The 22,797-nt window shown below is 72.4% G+C and carries 8 protein-coding genes; 2 read left to right on the top strand and 6 right to left on the bottom strand.

The window, feature by feature from the left end; genetic code table 11:
• Positions 1–232 precede the first annotated feature (232 nt).
• Positions 233–2,971: an FHA domain-containing protein gene (locus tag ACIRPK_RS28280; RefSeq protein WP_403043312.1), complete on the top strand. Its 2,739-nt coding sequence runs from the start codon at positions 233–235 to the stop codon at positions 2,969–2,971.
• Between the two features lie 278 nt (positions 2,972–3,249).
• On the opposite strand, the gene ACIRPK_RS28275 is transcribed toward ACIRPK_RS28280, so the two are convergent.
• The 3 genes from ACIRPK_RS28275 to ACIRPK_RS28265 all read right to left on the bottom strand — a co-directional run bounded on the left by ACIRPK_RS28275 (position 3,250) and on the right by ACIRPK_RS28265 (position 10,835).
• Positions 3,250–8,190 (bottom strand): NAD-glutamate dehydrogenase, encoded by a 4,941-nt coding sequence (locus ACIRPK_RS28275; protein WP_403043309.1) that lies wholly within the window; start codon positions 8,188–8,190, stop codon positions 3,250–3,252.
• A 273-nt stretch (positions 8,191–8,463) separates the two neighbouring features.
• The gene (gene pruA / locus ACIRPK_RS28270) at positions 8,464–10,089 is read right to left on the bottom strand and encodes an L-glutamate gamma-semialdehyde dehydrogenase (RefSeq protein ID WP_403043430.1); all 1,626 of its coding nucleotides are present in this window, start codon (positions 10,087–10,089) and stop codon (positions 8,464–8,466) included.
• A 92-nt stretch (positions 10,090–10,181) separates the two neighbouring features.
• Positions 10,182–10,835 (bottom strand): HAD family hydrolase, encoded by a 654-nt coding sequence (locus ACIRPK_RS28265; RefSeq protein ID WP_403043307.1) that lies wholly within the window; start codon positions 10,833–10,835, stop codon positions 10,182–10,184.
• A 267-nt stretch (positions 10,836–11,102) separates the two neighbouring features.
• Between ACIRPK_RS28265 and ACIRPK_RS28260 the strand changes: the two genes are divergently transcribed.
• Positions 11,103–20,036 (top strand): SpaA isopeptide-forming pilin-related protein, encoded by an 8,934-nt coding sequence (locus ACIRPK_RS28260; protein ID WP_403043304.1) that lies wholly within the window; start codon positions 11,103–11,105, stop codon positions 20,034–20,036.
• Between the two features lie 96 nt (positions 20,037–20,132).
• Here ACIRPK_RS28260 and ACIRPK_RS28255 read toward each other — a convergent pair whose 3' ends face one another.
• The 3 genes from ACIRPK_RS28255 to ACIRPK_RS28245 all read right to left on the bottom strand — a co-directional run bounded on the left by ACIRPK_RS28255 (position 20,133) and on the right by ACIRPK_RS28245 (position 22,650).
• Positions 20,133–20,861: a hypothetical protein gene (locus ACIRPK_RS28255; RefSeq protein ID WP_403043301.1), complete on the bottom strand. Its 729-nt coding sequence runs from the start codon at positions 20,859–20,861 to the stop codon at positions 20,133–20,135.
• Between the two features lie 119 nt (positions 20,862–20,980).
• Positions 20,981–21,490 (bottom strand): DUF6912 family protein, encoded by a 510-nt coding sequence (locus tag ACIRPK_RS28250; protein ID WP_403043298.1) that lies wholly within the window; start codon positions 21,488–21,490, stop codon positions 20,981–20,983.
• A gap of 158 nt (positions 21,491–21,648) precedes the next feature.
• Positions 21,649–22,650, bottom strand: a complete 1,002-nt coding sequence (locus ACIRPK_RS28245) for a patatin-like phospholipase family protein (RefSeq protein WP_403043295.1) — start codon at positions 22,648–22,650, stop codon at positions 21,649–21,651.
• Positions 22,651–22,797 lie beyond the last annotated feature (147 nt).

Here is a 22,797-nt window from a genome sequence, read left to right as displayed (position 1 = left end):
CAACTCTAACGGTGCCCGCTCAGGTTTCCGAGGCGCCCGGACCGCGTCCCGCGAGGGTCGGTCCCACCAGCGGCGGAGCCGAGGTTGACCTGACGGTTCGTCGGCTCCACCATGGCGATCATCGCAAGATCGTCAAATCCGGTGCCGGGCGCGCGGTGTCGGTCCGGGGTGGCAGGATGACAGGCACCACTCTTGTGGCCCAACGGCATCACTGAAGGGGAGTGCGGGGGCGATGCAGATCCGGCTCACTGTCCTCCGACCGCGCAGCGGCCCGGCAGCCGTCGGAACGGCCACCGACGTCCTGGTCACCGCCCCGGTCGGCACGGCGCTCGGCGCAGTCGCGGGGGCGCTCGCAGGCGCCGTGGGCGTGCGCGGCCCGCGGTCCGCCACCCATGTGCACCTGTACGCCGGTGCCGAGCGGATCGACGAGCAGACCCTGCTCGGCCACCCGCCACTGCTGGACGGCGCCGTGCTCTCGCTCAACGAGCCCGACCCGGACGCGGACGAGGACGGCCCGCCCGCCCCCGCCGAGCTCCGGATCACCGGCGGCCCCGACGCGGGCGGCGTGCACCGTCTGCTCGGCGACCGGATCCACGTCGGCCGCTCCAGCGCCGCGGACGTCCCGCTCGACGACCCCGACGTCTCCCGGCTGCACCTCTCGCTCAACCTGGGCGCGGACGGCCGGGTGACGGTCCGCGACCTCAACTCGACCAACGGCACCGGGCTGGACGGCCGGTTCCTCCACGACGAGGCGGTCGAGCTGGCCGACGGCGGGCTGGTCCGGATCGGTGAGTCCACCCTCCAGGTGGTCCGCACCGATCCCCGGGACACCACCGGCTCGCCCGCCCGGACCACACCGGACGGCCAGGGCCGGCTCCAGCTCACCGTCACCCCCTCGCTCCGGCAGGCCACCGCCCCCGAGCCGGAGCCGGCCGCCCCCGAAGCACCGGCCCCCGGCGGCCTGGCCCGGGCCCTGCTGTCCCGCCGCCGGGCCCGCCCCGAGCCGGCCACGCCGAGCCCCGCCCAGCAGCACGCCGCCGTCCGGCTGCGGCAGGCCGCCGCCCAGCGCGAGCGCTGGCCCGACCTGGCCTCCCTGCTGCTCACCGCGCTCGGCCCCGGGCCCCGGCTCTGGGAGCGCGGCCCGGCCCACCCCGACTCGCTCACCCTCCGGCTCGGCACCGCCGACCGGCCCGGCGGCCCCGGCACCACCCCGGGCACCGTGCTGCCCGCCGTGCCGGTCACCGTCGACCTGCAGACCGCCGGCAGCCTCGGCCTGGCCGGCCCCCGGGCCCGGCTGACCTCGCTGGCCCGCGCCGTGCTGGCCCAGCTCGCCGTGCTGCACCCGCCGAGCGCGCTCAGCCTGGTGGTGGTCGGCACCGCCGAGGAGCAGGCCGCCGACTGGTCCTGGTCGTTCTGGCTGCCCCAGCTCCAGCCGACGCACGGTCAGGCCTGCCGCCTGCTGGTCGGGTTCGGGCCCGAGCAGACCGAGGCCAGGCTCACCGAGCTGACCCACGGGCCCGCCGACGGCCTGCCGGGCCCGCCCGCCACCGTGCTGCTGCTGGACGGCACGCCCGGCACCCCCGAGGGCCGGGCCGCGCTGGCCGTCCTGCTGGAGCAGGGCCCCGCCCTCGGCGTCTTCCCGATCTGCCTGGCCGAGCAGGCCGCCGACCTGCCCGCCGGGCTCGGCGCCACCGCCGTGCTCACCGGCGAGGTCGCCACCCAGCTCACCCTGGACCGCCCGCTCGGCGGCGGCGGCCGCGAGCGGGTCGAGGAGATCGCCCTGGACGCGGTCTCCCCCGCCTGGGCCGAACGCCTCGCCCGGGCCCTCGCCCCGCTCACCGAGGCCACCCCGGTGGCCCGCGGCCCGCTGCCCGACCAGCTCCGGCTGCTCGACCTGCTCCGGCTCGACACCGTCACCCCCGCCAAGCTGTCGGCCCGCTGGGCCGCCCTGCCCTCCGGCCCGGGCACCGCCACCGCCCTGCTCGGCACCACCCGGGACGAGCCCTGCCTGATCGACCTCGCCGACCCGGACGAGCCGAACGGCCCGCACGTCCTGGTCGGCGGCGCCCGGGGCACCGGCAAGACCGAGCTGCTCCGTACCCTGGTCGCCTCGCTCGCCGTCTCCGAGCAGCCCGACCGGCTCCGGATCACCATCGTCGAAGGCCGCGGCGCCGCTCCCGACGCCCCGTCCAGCCTGCGCGGCTGCACCGACCTCCCCCAGGTCACCGAGCACATCGACGCCGGGGCCGAGCCCCGCCGGGCGATGCTCGCCGCCGAGACCCTGCTGGACGAACTGGCGCACCGCGAAGCGCTCTTCGGCGATCAGGACTTCACCGGCTGGCACACCGCCCGGGCTCTCGGCTCCCCCGCCCCCGCCCTGGTGACGGCCGGCGGCGGCGCCCCGCCCGGCACCACCGCCCGGGTCACCGCACCCCGCAAGGCACCCGACGTCCTCACCGCCGCCCCCGCCCGGCTGGTCGTGGTGGTCGACGACTTCGACGCCCTGCTCGCCCCCACCTCCCCGGCCGGCCGGCCGCTCGGCCGCGCCCTGGCCGCCGTCGCCGAGCGCGGCGGCCGGCTCGGCATCCACCTGGTGGCCGCCACCGGCTCACCCGAACAGACCGCCGGCACCGAGCTGGACGAGGTCGCCCAGCTCCGGATCGCCCTGCGGACGGCCGACCCAGCCGACTCCGACCAGCTGATCCACCTCGCCGACGCGGCGGCCCTCTCCGAGGACACCCCAGGCCGGGCCTACCTCCGCCGCCCCGACGGCGGGGTGACGGCCTTTCAGTCCGCCCGGGTCAGCGGCCGGATCCCCCGCACCGCCACCCTCCGCCCCACCGTCGTCGCCGTCGACCCCACCCAGCTCGGCGCACCACCGACCCGCCGCCCCGTCCGCGAGCTGGGCAACGGCCCCACCGACCTCGCCCTCCTCGCCAGCGCCCTCCAGCGGGCTGCCGCCCAGCCCTAGGCACACGGTGCACCACCAGGGGCCCGGGGAACTGCTTTCGGCAGACGCTTCGGAAGAATCAGGGGCTCGGGGAACTGCGACGCCGACCCTCGCAAGGTGATCGTCGCGTGGATGGTCAGGCACTTTCGCGGTGACCCGACCGCCAGATCTCCTCGCCCCCGCGGCGGAGCCGCACGTCAGCAGAGCCCCGAGCCCCCGGACCGTAGATCCGTACGCCCTGGAAAGGGAACGCCGCAGGGGCGGTACCCGGGTCGGGTACCGCCCCTGCGGCGTTGCGGTCAGCGCGTGGCGCGGAGCAGCGTCCGGATCACCCGCATCGCGACCGACAGGCTGGACAGCTCGTACTTGTCCGAACCCCTTATGTCGTCGAGCGTGGTCTTGGCCCGGCTCAGCAGGGTGGAGTTGAGCTCCGCCCAGGCCGCGTACCGCTCCTCCGGCGAGGCGCCCTCGGGGCCGCAGGAGAGGATGTCGGCGGTGAGCGCCGCGTGGGCCGCGAACAGGTCCTCGCGGATCGCCGCCCGGGCCATTGAGGACCACCGGTCGGTACGCGGCAGTTCGATGATCCGGTCCAGCAGGTGGGTGATCTGGAGCCGGTCGGCGAGGTCGTAGTAGAGCTCGGCGACCTCGGTGACCTCGGCCGCGTTGCGGTCGGCGACCCCGACGATGTCCAGGGTCGGGAAGGCGGAGGAGAGCCCGGCGATCCGGCCGGCCAGCTCGTCCGGCACGCCGGCCGCGGCCAGCTCCTGCTGGATCGACTCGTACCAAGCCAGGTCCTCGCCGCGGAGCGGCTTGGGCAGGCTGTCCCAGACCTGGTTGACCCGGCCCTGGAAGAACGCGATGTTCTCCGCGATGTCCAGCGGCTGGCGGCGGTTGTTGAGCATCCACCGGGTGGCCCGCTCGACCAGGCGTCGGCTGTGCAGCCGCATCTTGGTCTGCACCCGGGCCGGCACCGCGTTGTCCAGGCCCTCGATCTCGCCCCAGATCCGCTCCAGGCCGAAGACCGCGCGGGCCGCCGCGTGGGTCCGGGCGATCTCCTCCATGGTGGCCCCGGTCTCCTCGCGGAGCCGGAACGCGAAGGTGCAACCGCCGCGGTTGATCGTGTCGTTGACGATCAGGGTGGTGATGATCTCGCGGCGCAGCGGGTGGTTGTCGATCGCCTCGGCGAACTTCGCCCGGAGCGCGGACGGGAAGTACTCGTGCAGCGCGCTGCGGAAGTACGGGTCGTCCGGGAGCTCGGTGGCGAGCAGCTCGTCGGCCAGGGTGATCTTGGTGTAGGCGAGCAGCACCGAGAGCTCGGGCTGCGAGAGCCCGCGCCCGGCCTGCTGGCGCTCGCGGATCTGACGGTCCGTCGGCAGGAACTCGATCGCCCGGTCGAGCTGCCCGCCGGCCTCCAGCCGGTTGATCATCCGGGCGTGCACGTCGACCATCGAGACGGCCTGGGCGACCGCGTTGGCCAGCACCACGTTCTGCGCGTAGTTGTTGCGCAGCACCAGGTGGCCGACCTCGTCGGTCATCTCGGCGAGCAGCTTGTTGCGCTGCTTGACCGTCATGTCGCCGTCGGCGACCACCTGGTTGAGCAGGATCTTGATGTTGACCTCATGGTCCGAGGTGTCCACCCCGGCCGAGTTGTCGATCGCGTCGGTGTTGATCCAGCCGCCGGTGCCCTCGGGGCCGCCGGTCGCCGCGTACTCGATCCGGCCGAGCTGGGTGCAGCCGAGGTTGCCGCCCTCGCCGACCACCCGGGCGCGGACCTGGCCGCCGTTCACCCGGATCGCGTCGTTGGCCTTGTCGCCGACCTCGGCGTTGGTCTCGGCGGTGGCCTTGATGTAGGTGCCGATGCCGCCGTTCCAGAACAGGTCCACCGGGGCCTGCAGGATCGCCTTCATCAGCTCGGCCGGGGTCAGCTTGGTCTCGGTGATGCCGAGCCGCTCGCGGACCTGGGCGGTCAGCTGGATCGACTTGGCGGTCCGCGGGAAGATCCCGCCGCCGGCCGAGATCAGCGACTTGTCGTAGTCGTCCCAGGAGCTGCGCGGGACGTCGAACAGCCGACGGCGCTCGGCGTAGGAGACCGCCGCGTCCGGGTTCGGGTCGAGGAAGATGTGCCGGTGGTCGAAGGCGGCCACCAGCCGGATGTGCTCGCTGAGCAGCATGCCGTTGCCGAACACGTCACCGGACATGTCGCCGATGCCGACCACGGTGAAGTCCTCGGTCTGGGTGTCGACGCCCAGCTCGCGGAAGTTCCGCTTGACGGACTCCCAGGCGCCGCGCGCCGTGATGCCCATGCCCTTGTGGTCGTACCCGGCCGAGCCGCCGGAGGCGAACGCGTCGCCGAGCCAGAAGCCGTAGGACTCGGCCACGCCGTTGGCGATGTCGGAGAAGGTCGCGGTGCCCTTGTCGGCGGCCACCACCAGGTAGGTGTCGTCCTCGTCGTGCCGGACCACGTCCACCGGGTGGACGACGTCGCCGGCCTTCAGGTTGTCGGTGATGTCCAGCAGCGCCGAGATGAAGGTCTTGTACGAGGCGATGCCCTCGGCGAACCAGGCGTCCCGGTCCACCGACGGGTCGGGCAGCTGCTTGGCGACGAAGCCGCCCTTGGCGCCGACCGGCACGATCACGGTGTTCTTGACCATCTGGGCCTTGACCAGGCCGAGGATCTCGGTCCGGAAGTCCTCGCGCCGGTCGGACCAGCGCAGACCGCCGCGGGCGACCTTGCCGAAGCGCAGGTGCACGCCCTCGACCCGGGGCGAGTAGACCCAGATCTCGAAGGCCGGGCGGGGCGCCGGCAGGTCCGGGATGGCCTTCGGGTCGAACTTCATCGACACGTAGGAGTGCCAGTCGCCGTCCGCGGCGCGCTGGAAGAAGTTGGTCCGCAGGGTGGCCTTGATCAGGTGCAGGAAGGAGCGCAGGATGCGGTCCTCGTCCAGCGCGACGACCTCGTCCAGCGCACCGGACAGCTCCTCCAGGATGCCCTCGGTCAGCTCGGCCGAGCCGAGCTGGTGCGCCGGGCTGAGCCGGGCCTCGAAGAGGTTGACCAGCAGCCGGGTGGAGTGGATGTTGTTGCGGAGCGCGTCCTCCATGTAGTCCTGGGAGAAGGTGCTCCCGGCCTGCCGGAGGTACTTGGCGTAGGCGCGCAGCACCACGGCCTGACGCCAGGTCAGCCCGGCGGTGAGGATCAGCTCGTTGAAGCCGTCGTTCTCCGCCTTGCCGGTCCAGGTGGCCGAGAAGGTCTCCTGGAAGCGCTCGCGGGCCTCCTCGGTCAGCGTGGTCGCCTCGCGCAGCCGCAGGCCGAAGTCGTAGACCCAGGCCTTGGTGCCGTCCTCGCGGGTGAGCGCGTACGGCCGCTCGTCCAGCACCTCGACGCCCAGGCGCTGGAGCACCGGGAGCACCTCGGTCAGCGAGATCGGGCCGCCGACCCGGTAGATCTTGAAGCGGCGCTCGTCGTCGCCCGCGCCGACCGGCTGGTAGAGGTTCAGGCGGAAGTCGCCCTCGCCGCTCAGCGATTCGATCTGCTTGAGGTCGGCGACCGCGGTGCGCGGCGGGAAGTCGGCCCGGTAGCCGTCCGGGAAGGCGTTGCCGTAGCGGCGGCCGAGCTCGGCGGCGCGCTCCTCGCCCAGCTCGACGTGCAGCTGGTCGTTGAAGCCGTCCATCCAGAACCGGGCGGCCTCGGCCAGCTTGGCCTCGATCCGCTCGATCTCGGCGTCGGTCAGGCTGGGCAGCTCGCTGCCCTTGGCGACCCGGACCACGAAGTGCAGTCGGGTCAGCACCGACTCGGTGGACCACACCGAGTACTCGATGTTGTCGCCGTTCAGCTCCTGCTTGAGCAGCTCCATCAGGCGGAGCCGGATGCGCGTGGTGTAGCGGTCGCGCGGCAGGTAGATCAGCGCGGAGAAGTAGCGCCCGTACTCGTCCTGACGGAGGAACAGCCGCAGCCGGCGGCGCTCCTGCAGGTAGAGCACGCTGGTGGCGATGGAGAGCAGCTGCTCGGCCGGGGTCTGGAAGATCTCGTCCCGGGGGAAGGTCTCCAGGATCTGCAGCAGGTCGCGGCCGTCGTGGCTCTCGCCGGAGAAGCCCGAACCCGCCAGCACCTCCTGCACCTTGCGGCGGACCACCGGGATCCGGGTGACCGACTCGGTGTACGCGGCGGAGGAGAACAGGCCGAGGAAGCGGCGCTCGCCGATCACGTTGCCCTGGGCGTCGAACTTCTTCACGCCGACGTAGTCCAGGTACGCGGGGCGGTGCACGGTGGACTTGCTGTTGGCCTTGGTGAGGACCAGCAGCTTCTTCTCGTGCGCCTTGGCCCGGACCGGGGCGGTCAGCCGGCCGAACGCCTCGGAGACCGGGTGGTGGTCGGTGTCGTGGCTGAGCGGGTCGGAGCGCAGGATGCCGAGCCCGGTGCCGGGGACGGCCCGCAGCACCTCCTCGCCCTGGTGCTCGGCGAGGTCGTACTCGCGGTACCCGAGGAAGGTGAACTTGTCGTCGGCCAGCCAGCGCATCAGCTCCCAGGCCTCGCCGACCTCCTGCTCGGACAGGTGAGCCGGGGGCACCTCGGCGAGCTCGTCGGCCAGGCGCAGCGCGGAGTCGCGCATCTTGCCCCAGTCCTCGACCACCTCGCGGACGTCGCCCAGCACCCGGCGCAGACCGGTCTCGATCGCGCGCAGGTCCTCGCGGTCGGTCTCCCGGTCGATCTCGATGTGCATCCAGGACTCGACGGTGGCGTCGGCGGGCCACTCGGCGCCGGCCGCCTGGCTGCGCGAGCAGGCGTCCAGGTCGAGGATCTCCAGCAGCTTGCCGGTGATGTCACGGCGCACGGCGAGCTGGGGGTGGATCACCACGTGGATGCCGCGCTCCTGGCGGCTCAGCTCGTTGGTGACCGAGTCGACCAGGAAGGGCATGTCGTCGGTGACCACCTCGACCACGGTGTGGCCGCAGGACCAGCCGTTCTCCTCGACGGTCGGGGTGTGCACCCGGACCTCGGCGGTGCCCTGAGGGCGCTTGAGGCCCAGCCGGTACTGGGAGGCGGCGGCGCCGTAGACGTCGACCGGGTCCCGGTCCACCAGGTCCTCGGGGGCGGTGTGGAGGTAGTAGTGGTGCAGGTACGCGGCCAGAGCGCCGTTGCTCAGACCTTCCCCTGGCGCCGCTCCCCCCACCTGGCTGTTCTCAGCGGCGTGTGCTGCCTTGGTGAGCAGTTCGGCCTTGGCTGCGTCCAGCTTGGTCTGCATGGCTGTTTGGCTCCTGTCGCGCGCCGTTGCGTGACTCGGTGATGGTTCGGGTCCATCGCCGGGTCTGCCCGCAATCCTTCCGCATCCCGGGAAGAAAATCGGTCATGGCACGCATGACGCAACCTCCGTCCGGGTATCACGGAACATTGGCCTGCGGCCGAAACCCGACGACGCCAGTCAGCCTAACCGGATGAAACGAAGGTGTCAGGGGACAGGGAGGAGCAAACCCGTAGGAAGATCGGGCCGTCCTGGACACCTTGTCCAATCAGCACCTCATCCCATGTGCGGATGGCGGTGACCGGTCGGCGGGACGAACGTCTCCTTGATCGACCGGGCCGAGGTCCACCGCAGCAGGTTCTGCGCGGCCCCCGCCTTGTCGTTGGTGCCCGAGGCCCGGCCGCCGCCGAACGGCTGCTGCCCGACCACCGCGCCGGAGGGCTTGTCGTTGACGTAGAAGTTGCCCGCCGCGAACCGCAGCCGCTCGGTCGCCTGCGCGATCGCGTACCGGTCGGTGGCGATCACCGCGCCGGTCAGCCCGTACGGTGCGCCGGTGTCGACCCGCTTCAGCACGTCGTCCCAGCGCGAGTCCTCGTACACGTGCACGGCCAGGATCGGGCCGAAGTACTCCTGGCTGAAGATCTCGTTCCGGTGGTCCGAGCTGACCAGCACGGTCGGCCGGACGAACCAGCCGATCGCGTCGTCGTACTGGCCGCCGGCCGCCAGCTCCACCGTCGGGTCGGCCACCGCCCGGTCGATCGCGGCGGTCACCCGGGCGTACGCCCTGGCGTCGATCAGCGCGCCCATGAAGTTGGACAGGTCGCTCACGTCGCCGACGGTGAGCGCGTCGACCTCGGCCAGGAACTCGTCCTTGATCTTCTGCCAGAGGCTGCGCGGCAGGTAGGCCCGGGACAGCGCCGAGCACTTCTGGCCCTGGTACTCGAAGGCGCCCCGGAGCAGGGCGGTGCGCAGCACGTCCGGGTCGGCCGAGCGGTGCGCGACCAGGAAGTCCTTGCCGCCGGTCTCACCGACGATCCTCGGATAGCTCCGGTAGTTGGCGATGTTGGCGCCGATGGTGCGCCAGAGCGACTGGAAGGTGGCGGTCGAGCCGGTGAAGTGCAGCCCGGCCAGCGCCGGGTCGGCCAGCGCCACCTGGGAGAGCGCCTGGCCGTCGCCGGTCACCAGGTTGATCACCCCCGGCGGCAGGCCGGCCGCCTCCAGCAGCCGCATCAGGTGATGGGCCGCCAGGGTCTGGGTGGGCGCGGGCTTCCACACCACCGTGTTGCCCATCAGCGCGGGCGCGGTCGGCAGGTTGCCCGCGATGGCCGTGAAGTTGAACGGGGTAACCGCGTAGACGAAGCCCTCCAGCGGGCGGTGGTCGGTGCGGTTCCACACCCCCGGCGAGGACCTCGGCTGCTCGGCCAGGATCTGCCGGGCGAAGTGCACGTTGAACCGCCAGAAGTCGACCAGCTCGCAGGGCGCGTCGATCTCCGCCTGCTGGGCGGTCTTGGACTGGCCGAGCATGGTGGCCGCCGCCACCGTCTCCCGCCACGGCCCGGCCAGCAGGTCGGCGGCCCGCAGGAAGACCGCGGCGCGGTCGTCGAAGGACAGCGCCCGCCAGTCGGCCGCCGCCGCCAGCGCGGCGTCCACCGCGAGCCGGGCGTCCTCCCGGGTGGCGTTGCCCAGCAGGCCGAGCTTGGCGGCGTGGTGGTGCGGCTGCACCACGTCGATCCGCTCGCCGGAGCCGAACCGCTGCTCGCCGCCGATGGTCATCGGCAGTGGCAGCTGCTCCGCCGCGACGGCGTCCAGGCTGCGCTCCAGCCGGGCCCGTTCGGGACTGCCGGGGGCGTAGCCGTGCACCGGCTCGTTGACCGGCTCGGGCACCTGGGTGACTGCGTCGATGGGCATGGCTGACTCCCTCTCTTCGGCTCAGCCCCCAGCCTGACCACCCGTCAACCGAATCGGCGCAGCTGACACGCGGTGACCGACGTGGCTCACGCCACGATCCGCCCGGCCAGCTCCACGGCCTCGGCCAGCGAGTCCACCACCGGCACGCCGAGCGGCTCCAGCTTCTCCCGGGTGTGCGAACCGCCGGTGTACAGCACGGCGTGCGCCCCGGCGTTCCGGGCCGCCACCGCATCGTCCGCCGCGTCACCGATCAGCACCGTGTGCGCGGGGTCCGTGCCGAGCGCCACCAGGTGCTGCCGCAGGTACTCGGTCTTACCGGTCCCGTACGACTCGCCGACCCGGCCGTCCACCCGGAGGAAGTGCTGTTCGATCCCCCGGGCCCTGACCTGCGGCACCAGCCGGTGGTGCTCGTGCATGGACAGCAGCGACTGGCTGCGGCCGGCCGTCTGCCACTCCGTCAGCAATGCGGCCGCGCCCTCGGTCAGGCCGCAGGCGTCACTGAGTTCCTGGTAGCGGTCCTGGAAGGCGGCATCCAGCACCAGCCACTCGTCCGTGCTCGGCTCCCGGCCGAGCAGCAGCTCGTAGAACTTCGGTATCGGGAAGCAGTACAGCTCCCGGTACCGCTGCACGGTGATCGGGGCCACCCCGAGGGTCGCGAAGGCCGCGTTGCTGGCCTCGACCACTGCTGCCATGTCGTGCAGCAGGGTGCCGTTCCAGTCCCAGACGATGTGAGTACGCACCCGGGAACGGTACCCGAGGCGCGGGTGGGCAAAAAGATTAGGCCATCTGCAGTCATTCCGTTCATCTTCTTTATTCACGCACGTGCGCTGAGCGGATGAAATATCCGGGGCGCCCCGTCGATTCCGAGGCGTATCCGACTAACGCCAGTCATGAAAGTCGTAGAAATCGTTCCGGGGGTAGTCGAACGGAGCGATGTGAGAATCATGCCGCAGAGGCCGCCCGGCCTCGGGAGACCGACCCCCCGCCGGTGGCGACCGCTGGCCGCGGTGACCGCCTTCGCGATGACCGCCTCGGTCGGCGTCGCGGTGTTCGGACCGGCCTCCCGGGCCGCGACGGGCGACGGAGCGGTGACCGTCCAAGTGGTCCGTGAGGTCAACGCGGACGGCACCTGGAACGGTGCCGCGCTGGAACCGGGCATGAGCGGCGTCACGGTCACCCTGACCGACGACGCGGGCGCGAGAATCAGCGGCACCACGGCCGCCGACGGCACGGTCACCCTGCGGCCGGCCGCCACCGCGCTGACCGGCGGCAAGTACCGGGTCCAGGTGATCAACCCCAAACCCGGCATCCTGTACTCGGCCTTCGCCGCCCGCGACACCTTCACCGCCACGGCGAACCGACTGAGCAGCACCGAGGAGTTCGTCGACCTCTCCGGCGGCAGGAACGTCTCGTACACGACCGCATTCTGGAATCCGGCCGACTACTGCCAGAAGAACGCCCCGCTGGTCACCGCCTGCATCAGGAGCGACACCGAGGCGGCCACGCTGCGGACCCTGGTGCAGTTCCCGTACAACGCGCGCGGTGTCGACAACCAGACCACCGACCTGGCCACCAAGGCACAGACCGGCGCGGTCTACGGGATCGGCTACAGCAGGCAGAAGAAGTGGATCTTCAGCGGCGCACACGCCCACCGGGGCTCCCCGTACGGCCCGTCCGGACAGGGCGCCGTCTACCTCACCGACCAGGCGACCGGCGTCACCACGCTCTTCACCACGGTGCCCTCCGCCGGGACCACGGCGCACGCCTTCGCCACCAACACCGACGTCGGCTTCACCCCCGTGGTGGCCAAGGAGTCACTGGGCGACGTCGAGGTGTCGGAGGACGGCAACGACCTCTACGTGGTCAATCTGGCAGACCGTCAGCTGTACCGCTACGACGCGACCGCGAAGACCTCGACCGCCGCGAAGGCGGTCTACCCGATCCCCGGCCCGACCACCGCCTGCCCGGCGGCCGGCGACTGGCGGCCCTACGGCCTCGGCTTCCAGGACGGTGTGCTCTACGTCGGCGGCGTCTGCTCCGGCGAGTCGACCCAGCTGAAGTCCGACCTGCGCGCGATCGTGCGGACCTTCGACCCGGTGACCGGCGCCTTCGGGTCCGTGGTGATGGACCAGAAGCTGGACTACCCGCGCGACATCTCCTTCGAGTCGGCCATCTGTAAGGGCGCCTCCTGGTATCCCTGGAACGACCAGATCCCCGCCACCCAGGACGGCAAGGCCTGTCCTGCGGGGTACTACGCGAACCCCGAGCCGATTCTCGCCGACATCATCGTGGACACCGACGGCTCACTGATCCTCGGCTTCCGCGACCGCTTCACCGACCAGGTCGGCCACCTGCAGACCATCGCCGTCGGCAGCGGGCTCTACCAGCCGGCCTCGGGCGGCTCGCTGAGCCGGGCCTGCCTCGGCACCGGCAGCACCTTCGTGATGGCCGAGAACGGCGGTTGCGGCGAGACCGGCCGCGGCAACGGCGCCTACTACAACCGGACGTACTGGGAGCACGGCAACGGCCTCTTCGCAGGCAACGCCCTCTCCAAAGTCGAGAGCACCATCGCCAGTTCGGCGGTCGACCCGACCGGGACCATCTTCAGCGGCGGCACCGCGTTCGCCAACCGCGACGGCTCCGAGAGCCCGCGCGACGCCACCCACGGGAACCGGCTGACCACCACCTTCGGCAAGGGCGGCTCGATGGCCGACCTGGAGGTGCTGTGCGACGAGGCACCGCTGCAGATCGGCAACCGGGTCTGGTACGACGTCGACAAGGACGGCATCCAGGACCCGGGCGAGAAGCCGGTGGTGGGTGCCACCGTCCGGCTGTACAACGCGGCCGGTGTGGTGGTCGGCACCATGAGGACCACCGCGCGCGGTGAGTACTACTTCGACGACTCCAACGTCACCGGCGGGCTGAAGCCCCGGACGCAGTACACCATCAAGGTCGACAACGCGGCCGACTACGCCTCCGGCGGCCCGCTGTTCCAATGGATCGTCACCAAGAACGACGCCGGCAGCGACGACACCATCGACAGCGACGGGAAGGTACCGCCCGGCGGGACCTTCCCCGAGTACACGGTCACCACCGGCGGGCCGGGCCAGGACAACCACACCTACGACTTCGGCTACACCCAGCCGGAGGGCCAGGTGTCGGTCCTCAAGCAGTCCAAGGAGAACGCCGCACCGCTGCCCGGCGCGGTCTTCCAACTCTGGCAGGACACCAACGGCACCACCGGGCTCCAGACCACCGGCGCCACCCCGGACACCAAGGTCGGCACGCCCTGCACCACCACGGCCGACGGCAAGTGCACCGCCACGGTCCAACTCGGCACGTACTACTGGCAGGAGACCCAGGCCCCCGACGGCTACCTGCTGCCCACCACGCCCGTCTTCGGACCGCTGACCCTGACCATGGCCAACTACACCCAGGGCGTCAGCACCACCGCCGTCAACGAGCTCGCCACCGGCGCGGTGAGCGTCCTCAAGCAGGACGCCGCTGCCAAACCCCTTGCGGGGGCGGTGTTCCAGCTCTGGCGGGACACCAACGGCACCGCCGGACTCCAGGCCGACGACACCAAGGTCGGCACCCCGTGCACCACGCCCGCCACGGGTGTGTGCACCGCCACCGTGCCGCTCGGCACGTACTACTGGCAGGAGACCCAGGCCCCGGCGGGTTATGTACTCCCCGATCCCGCCGCCTTCGGTCCGGCCGTCCTGACCATGGCCAACCGGACCCAGGGCGTCAGCGTCACCGCCGTCAACCAGCTCGCCACCGGCGCCGTCACCGTGCTGAAGCGGGACGAGACCGGCGGCGCACTGGCGGGCGCGGTGTTCCAGCTCTGGCAGGACACCAACGGCACCGCCGGACTCCAGACCGACGGCGCCACCCCCGACACCAAGGTCGGCACCACCTGCACCACCCCGGCCACCGGGGCCTGCACCGCCACCGTTCCGCTCGGCACGTACTACTGGCAGGAGACCCAGGCCCCCGACGGCTACCTGCTGCCCTCGCCGGCCGCCTTCGGACCGCTCGTCCTGACCATGGCGAACCGCACCCAGGGCGTCAGCGCGACGGCCGTCAACGTCCTGGCCACCGGTGCCGTCACCGTCCTCAAGCAGGACGGCTCTGGCAACGCCCTCGCGGGCGCGGTGTTCCAGCTCTGGCGGGACACCAACGGCACCCCCGGCCTCCAGGCCGACGACACCAAGGTCGGCACCCCGTGCACCACCCCGGCCACGGGTGTGTGCACCGCCACCGTGCCGCTCGGCACCTACTACTGGCAGGAGACCCAGGCGCCCCCGGGCTTCCTGACGCCCAGTCCGGCGGTCTTCGGTCCTGCCGTGCTGACCATGGCCAACCGGATGTTCGGCGTCAGCGTCACGGCGGTCAACCAGCAGATCACGGGCGCGGTCCGGGTCCTCAAGCAGGACACGGCGGGCAACCCGCTCGCGGGTGCGGTGTTCCAGCTCTGGCGGGACACCAACGGCACCGCCGGACTCCAGACCGACGACACCAAGGTCGGCGCCACCTGCACCACGGCGGCGAACGGCTACTGCTCCGTCACGGCGCCGCTGGGGACGTACTACTGGGAGGAGACCCAGGCACCCGCCGGCTACCTGCTCCCCTCGCCGGCCGTCTTCGGACCGCTGACCCTCACCACCGCCAACAACGTGCTGGGCACCAGCGTGACGGCCGTCAACGAGCTCGCGACGGGCGCGGTGAGCGTCCTGAAGCAGAACAGCGCCGCAACTCCCTTGGCAGGCGCGGTCTTCCAGCTCTGGCGGGACACCAACGGCACCGCCGGACTCCAGACCGACGGCGCCACCCCCGACACCGCCGTGGGCACCCCGTGCACCACCCCGGCCACGGGCGTCTGCACCGCCACCGTGCCGCTCGGCACGTACTACTGGCAGGAGACCCAGGCACCCCCGGACCACCTGATGCCCACCCCGGCGGTCTTCGGACCGCTGGTGCTGACGATGGCCAACCGCACCCAGGGCGTCACCACCACCGCCGTCAACGACCTCGCGATGGGCAGCGTCAGCGTGCTCAAGCAGGACCAGAACGGCGCAGCCCTCCCCGGCGCGGTGTTCCAGCTCTGGCAGGACACCAACGGCACCCCCGGCCTCCAGGCCGACGACACCAAGGTCGGCGCCACCTGCACCACCCCGGTGAACGGCACCTGCAGCCGGACGGTCCCCCCGGGCACCTACTACTGGGAGGAGACCCAGGCCCCCGACGGCTACCTGCTCCCCTCCCCGGCCGTCTTCGGACCGCTGACCCTCACCACCGCCAACTACGCGCAGGGCGTGACGGCCACCGCCGTCAACGAACTGGCGACCGGCGCGGTGACCGTGCTCAAGCAGGACGCCACCGGCAAGGCCCTGGCGGGCGCAGTGTTCCAGCTCTGGCAGGACACCAACGGCACCCCCGGCCTCCAGGCCGACGACACCAAGGTCGGCAGCACCTGCACCACCCCCGCCGACGGCCGCTGCTCGACCGTCGTGCCCCTCGGTACGTACTACTGGGAGGAGACCCAGGCGCCGACCGGCTACCTGCTCCCCTCCCCGGCCGCCTTCGGACCGCTCGTCCTGACCATGGCGAACCGCACCCAGGGCGTCAGCACCACCGCCGTCAACGTCCTCGCCACCGGCGCCGTCAGCGTCCTCAAGCAGGACACCACCGGCACCGCGCTGGCGGGAGCCGTCTTCCAACTCTGGCACGAGACCAACGACACCCCGGGCCTCCAGACGGACGGGGCCACCCCTGACACGACGGTGGGGGCGACCTGCACCACCCCGGCCACCGGCCTCTGCTCGACCGTCGTCCCGCTGGGGACGTACTACTGGCAGGAGACCCAAGCCCCGGTCGGATATCTGATGCCCAGTCCGGCGGTCTTCGGACCGGTGGTCCTGACGATGGACAACCGGGTCCAGGGTGTCAGCGTCACCGCCGTCAACGAACTGGCGACCGGCGCGGTGACCGTGCTCAAGCAGGACACCACCGGCAAGGCCCTGGCGGGCGCGGTGTTCCAGCTCTGGCGGGACACCAACGGCACCCCCGGACTCCAAGCGGACGACACCAGCGTCGGCAGCACCTGCACCACCCCGGCCACCGGCCTCTGCTCGGCCACCGTGCCCCTCGGTACGTACTACTGGCAGGAGACCCAGGCGCCCGTCGGGTATCTGATGCCGGATCCGGCCGTCTTCGGACCGCTGGTCCTGACCATGGAGAACCGCACCCAGGGCGTCAGCACCACCGCCGTCAACGTCCTCGCCACCGGCGCCGTCAGCGTCCTCAAGCAGGACGCCGCCACCACCAACGCCCTGGCGGGCGCGGTCTTCCAGCTCTGGCGGGACACCAACGGCACCCCCGGCCTCCAGGCCGACGACACCAAGGTCGGCAGCACCTGCACCACCCCCGCCGACGGCCGCTGCTCGACCGTCGTGCCGCTCGGCACGTACTACTGGGAGGAGACCCAGGCACCGACCGGCTACCTGCTCCCCGGCACGCCCGTCTTCGGACCCCTGGACCTGACCATGGCGAACCGCACCCAAGGCGTCAGCGTCACCGCCGCCAACCAGCTCGCCACCGGCGCCGTCACCGTCCTCAAGCAGGACACCGGCGGCAACCCGCTCGCCGGAGCCGTCTTCCAGCTCTGGCAGGAGACCAACAACACGCCGGGCCTCCAGATCGACGGGGCCGTTCCTGACACTGCGTCAGGCGCGCCCTGCACCACCCCCGCGACGGGCCTCTGCTCGGCCACCGTCCCGCTCGGCACGTACTACTGGCAGGAGACCCAGGCACCCGACGCCTACCTGCTCCCCGGCACGCCCGTCTTCGGACCCCTGGTCCTGACCATGGCGAACCGCACCCAGGGCGTCAGCGTCACCGCCGTCAACGAACTCGCCACCGGCGCGGTGACCCTGCTCAAGCAGGACACCACCGGCAAGGCCCTGGCAGGCGCGGTGTTCCAGCTCTGGCGCGACACCAACGGCACCGCCGGACTCCAGGTCGACGGGGCCACCCCGGACACCAAGGTCGGTACCCCCTGCACCACGCCGGCCGACGGCAAGTGCAGCTCCACCGTCCCCCTGGGGACGTACTACTGGCAGGAGACCCAGGCGCCCGACGGCTACCTGCTGCCCGACCCGGCGGTCTTCGGACCGCTCGTCCTCACCATGGCCAACCGGACCCAGGGGGTCAGCACCACCGCCGTCAACCAGCTCGCCACCGGCGCCGTCAGCATCCTCAAGCAGGACGCCACCACTACCAACCCCCTGGCGGGCGCGGTGTTCCAGCTCTGGCGCGAGACCAACGGCACCGCCGGACTCCAGGCCGACGACACCAAGGTCGGTGCGACCTGCACCACGCCCGCCACGGGTGTGTGCACCGCCACCGTCCCGCTCGGCACGTACTACTGGCAGGAGACCCAGGCACCCGACGGCTACCTGCTGCCCGACCCGGCGGTCTTCGGACCGCTCGTCCTCACCATGGCCAACCGCATCCAGGGGGTCAGCACCACCGCCGTCAACCAGCTCGCCACCGGCGCCGTCAGCATCCTCAAGCAGGACAACACGGGCAACGCCCTGGCGGGCGCGGTCTTCCAGCTCTGGCACGAGACCAACGGCACCCCCGGCCTCCAGGCCGACGACACCAAGGTCGGCACCACCTGCACCACGCCGGCCACCGGCCTCTGCTCGACCGTCGTGCCCCTCGGCACCTACTACTGGGAGGAGACCCAGGCACCCGACGGCTACCTGCTCCCCAACCCGGTCATCTTCGGACCGCTCGTCCTCACGATGGCGAACCGCACCCAGGGCGTCAGCATCACCGCCGTCAACGAACTCGCCATGGGCAGTGTCAGCGTGCTCAAGCGGGACCAGAACGGCACCGCGCTGCCCGGTGCGGTGTTCCAGCTCTGGCGGGACACCAACGGCACCGCCGGACTCCAGGTCGACGGGGCCACCCCGGACACCAAGGTCGACGGGCCGTGCACCACCTCGACGGGCGGGCTGTGCAGCAGGCAGACCACCGTCGGCACGTACTACTGGCAGGAGACCCAGGCCCCCGACGGCTACCTGCTGCCCGACCCGGCCGTCTTCGGACCGCTGACCCTCACCACCGCCAACTACGCCCAGGGGGTCAGCACCACCGCCGCCAACGAGCAGGCGACGGGCGCGGTCACCGTGCTCAAGCAGGACGCCACGGGCAACGCCCTGGCGGGCGCGGTGTTCCAGCTCTGGCACGAGACCAACGGCACCCCCGGCTACCAGACCGACGACACCAAGGTCGGCACCCCGTGCACCACGCCCGCCACGGGTGTGTGCACCGCCACCGTCCCGCTCGGCACCTACTACTGGCAGGAGACCCAGGCACCCGACGGGTACGTCGTACCGACCCCGGCCGTGTTCGGGCCGCTGGTCCTCACCATGGCGAACCGTACCCAGGGCGTCAGCACCACCGCCGTCAACCAGCCCGCCACCGGCGCCGTGACCGTCCTCAAGCAGGACGCCACCACCGCCAACCCGCTGGCCGGAGCCGTCTTCCAGCTCTGGCGCGAGACCAACAGCACCCCGGGCCTCCAGACCGACGGCGCCACCCCCGACACCCAGGTCGGCACACCCTGCACCACGCCGGCCGACGGCAAGTGCAGCGCCACCGTCCCGCTCGGGACGTACCACTGGCAGGAGACCCGGGTTCCCGACGGGTATCTGATGCCCGACCCGGCCGTCTTCGGACCGCTGACCCTGACCATGGCCAACTACACCCAGGGCGTCAGCACCACCGCCGCCAACCAGCTCGCCACCGGCGCCGTGACCGTCCTCAAGCGGAATCCCACGGGCAGTTCGCTCGCGGGCGCGGTGTTCCAGCTCTGGCGCGAGACCAACGGCACCGCCGGCTACCAGACCGACGACACCAAGGTCGGCACCACCTGCACCACCCAGCTCGACGGGCTCTGCTCCGCCACCGTCCCGCTCGGCACCTACTACTGGCAGGAGACCCAGGCCCCGCCCGGCCACCGCCTGCCCCCGGTACCGGTGTTCGGACCGCTCGTCCTCACCATGGCCAACCGGACCCAGGGCGTCAGCGTCACCGCCGTCAACGAACTCGCCCCCGGCGCGGTGACCGTGCTCAAGCAGGACGCCGCCGGCAAGGCCCTGGCGGGCGCGGTGTTCCAGCTCTGGCGCGAGACCAACGGCACCGCCGGCTACCAGGCCGACGACACCAAGGTCGGCGACACCTGCACCACCCCGGCCACCGGCCTCTGCTCGGCCACCGTGCCGCTCGGCACGTACTACTGGCAGGAGATCCAGGCACCCGACGGCTACCTGCTGCCCGACCCGGCCGTCTTCGGACCGCTGGTCCTGAGCATGGCCAACCTGACCGAGGGAGTGAGCGTCACCGTGGTCAACCAGCCCAAGGTGGCCGACCTCCGTCTGGTCAAGCGGAGCGAGCAGGACGGCCGCCCGCTCCAGGGCGCGGTGTTCCGGCTCTGGCGGGAGAGCAACGGCGTCGACGGACTCCAGCGGGACGGGGCCGCCGACCAGGTGGTCGGGGTCGACTGCACGACCGACCGGCAGGGCCTCTGCGCCTTCCCGGCCCTGCTGCTCGGCGTGTACTACCTGGAGGAGACCCGGGCTCCCGACGGGTATCTGCTGCCGGCCGAGACCGTCAGCGGTCCGCACCGGCTCGGCGAGGGTGACGTCGGCAGGACGGTCGAGGTGGTCCGGCTGAACACGCCGAAGCCGCCGACGCCCAGCCCGAGTCCGTCGCCGTCCACGCCCCCGAAGCCGCCGACCCCGCTGCCCTCGACGGGTCTGGCCGTGATGGGTGCCTTCTCGCTCAGCCTGCTGGTGATCTGCGCGGGTGTGCTGCTGCTGACCCTCCGCAGCCACCGCCGGAAGGCGGGTGGCCGAGCCGGGAACTGACGGTCCGAACGGGGCCGGACCGGGCTTGCCCGGTCCGGCCCCTTCCACGTGCGAGCAGCGCCGGCACGGACCCGCCGCCCGGCGCCTGACGAGCCCTCAGCCGACCGTCCAGGGCGTGGCCGGAACCGCCTCGGCCCGCCCACCCGTGAAGTCGACCGTGACCGGACGCTCCAGCCCGGCCACCCGGACCGTCACCCGGCGCAGCCCGCCGTCACCGTCGATCCAGTACGTCAGCGGGGAGTCCCCCGGCTCGGCGGCCGAGCGCGGGCGGGGTCCGGCGAACACGTCGTAGGACCGGGCGTCGATCCGTTCGCTGCGCAGCCAGCGCGGGCCCTGCTCGGCGAGCAGTTGGACGTTGTCCGGCCGGTCGGCGGCCAGCCGCATGACCAGCTGCAGCCCGACGTCGAACGGGTCCGGGCTGAAGGCGCGCGGCGACCAGGCGGCACGTGGCATGGTCGCGGTGACCGACAGGTCGGACGACGCTCCGCCCGGGCCGGTGGCCGGGGCGACGCCGAGGCCCTCTTGGTCCCAGGCGAGCAGACCTGAGTCAGTGCCGGGCGCCCGGTAGCTGCCGACCGCGTGGTGGCTGCGGTAGTCCACCACGCCGTCCACCACCGTGTCGCCGTTCCGGCCCGGCACGGTGATCCGGACCCGGGCCGGGCTCGCCTCGTAGGTGGTGAAGCGGGCCAGCGCGAGCCGCCCGGCCTCGTCCCGGGTGACCGGTCTGGCCGTCGGGCCGTCAGCCGGCCACAGCCAGCCACCGATCCCGGCCACCAGGGCGGCCGTGAGCCCACCCGCCGCCCAACGCATCCGCCGACCGATCATGGCCGCCCTCTCTCCCGCCGGATCGGCCCATCATCCGGGCCGCGCCGCCCCGGACGGCCGACGCCGGACCGGACGTCAGGAAGGATCACCCGCACGGGCGGTCGGCCCCCGACGGGGTGTCAGGCCAGCAGTGCGGGAATCTCCTGGGTCGCGAACCACAGCAGCTCGTGGTCCTCCGCACCGTCCACGGTGAACTGCGCGTCGTCGTCGCCCTGGTCCGCCGCCCCGATCACGGCGGCCGCCGCCGCGATGTCCGCCACCACGTCGGTGTCGGCGACGTCCGCGTGCACCGCCGCCGCCTTCGCCAGCGGCAGCGGGCCCTTCAGCACCACCCGCCCCAACGAGGCCTGGTCCTGGTACTCGTCCCCGACGAACGGCCCCACCCCGGAGTCCGCCACCTCGACGGCCACCACCACCCGGCGCCGCGGCGCCTCCGGGTCGGCGGCCAGCAGCCGCAACGCGGCCTGCGCGGCGCGGTTCAGCGCGACGTACTCCAACTCCTCGATGTCGTCGCTGACATACCACTCCCGCAACGCGGGCGTCACCGCGTACGCCACCGACTGATCCAACGCCCCACCCGGATACACCGCCGCCAGTCCCGCCAGGGTCGTGGGCACGTACACACGCATCGGGAGCACTCCGGGGTTCGTCAGCCGACAGGGCCTCAAACAATACGGGCTCCGTTGATGTGCGGCTCCGCCGCGTGGGCGACGCCGACCTTTAGGCAGGTGCTTCGGGAGAGTCAGGGGCCGTGGACCCGGAGCACCTGCCAAGAGCCGAGCGCCGCTCACCCCACCCGCAGCGCCCGCCCCACCGTGTGCAGCGCCGTCTCCAGCGTCTCCCCCCGGCGGACCGGGTCCATCATGTTGGGCCCCATCGCCGCCAGGTCCGCCAGCGTCGGCGCGAGCAGCTGCACCCGCACCCCCTCCGCCCGCAACTGCCTGGCCTCCCGCATCAACTGACGGGTCACCGCCCGCCGGTACCGGCTGACCAGTTGCACCAGCACCCCCCGCGGGCGGTCCCGCCGCCGCCACTCCCGCAGCGCCGCCAGCGTCCCGGGCTCGGCCGCCCGCCGCCCGTCCGGCCAGGACGGTCGCAGGGCCATCGGCGCCAGCACGTACACCTCGTCCAGCCCCCGCCCCGCCATCAGGTCCGCGTTGGTGGCCGACCAGCAGCCACCGTCGACGTACCGGCTGCCGCCCACCTCGACCGGGGCGAACCAGCCGGGGATCGCGCAGGAGGCCATCACCGCCTGGTCGACCGTCGCCGCCGGTGCGCCGGGGTCGCCGAAGGTCACCCGCCGCCCGGTCCGGTGGTCCACCGCGGCGATCCGCAGGCCCGACCCGTCCGGCCAGCCGTCCCCGGCCAGCCCGCGCACCAGCTCGCCCACCGGGGCGACCGAGCCCCGTCCGGTCGGCACCAGGGCGGAGACCATGGTCAGGAAGGGGTAGTCGCCCGGGTGCCTGACCACGTCCCGCAGCAGGCCCGGTGAGCCGATCCCCGGGCGGGGGCGGGGCGGCAGCGCCCCGCCCAGCACGGTGTCGTAGTCGAAGTCGATGCCCGCCAGCGGGCCGGTGACGATCTCCAGGCCGCGCTGGTGGTCCCGCAGGTCGGCCGTCGGGACGCCGGTCGCCAGCAGGGCGCCCAGGATCGAACCGGCCGAGGTGCCGAGCAGCACGTCGGCCGAGCCGGGGCGCCAGCCGGTCGCCTCCTCCACCGCGCAGAGCGCGCCGATCGTCCAGGCGGCACCGAGCATCCCGCCCCCGCCGAGCACCAGTCCTCGCCGCACCCTGCCCACCTCCACCCTGATCCTGCCGCGGGGGGGCCCCCCCCGGGCCCCCCCCCCCCCGGGGGGCCCCCCCCGGGGCCCCGCGTCCACCGCACACCCCCGGCCGGACGCACCCGGGCCGGGGGGCAAGCGCCCACCCCCCCCCCC

This window comes from Kitasatospora sp. NPDC101801, from assembly GCF_044766665.1.
GTDB lineage: Bacteria > Actinomycetota > Actinomycetes > Streptomycetales > Streptomycetaceae > Kitasatospora.
The sequence above is the reverse complement of the archived record's forward strand: the minus strand, read 5'-3'. Positions and strand labels throughout refer to the sequence as shown.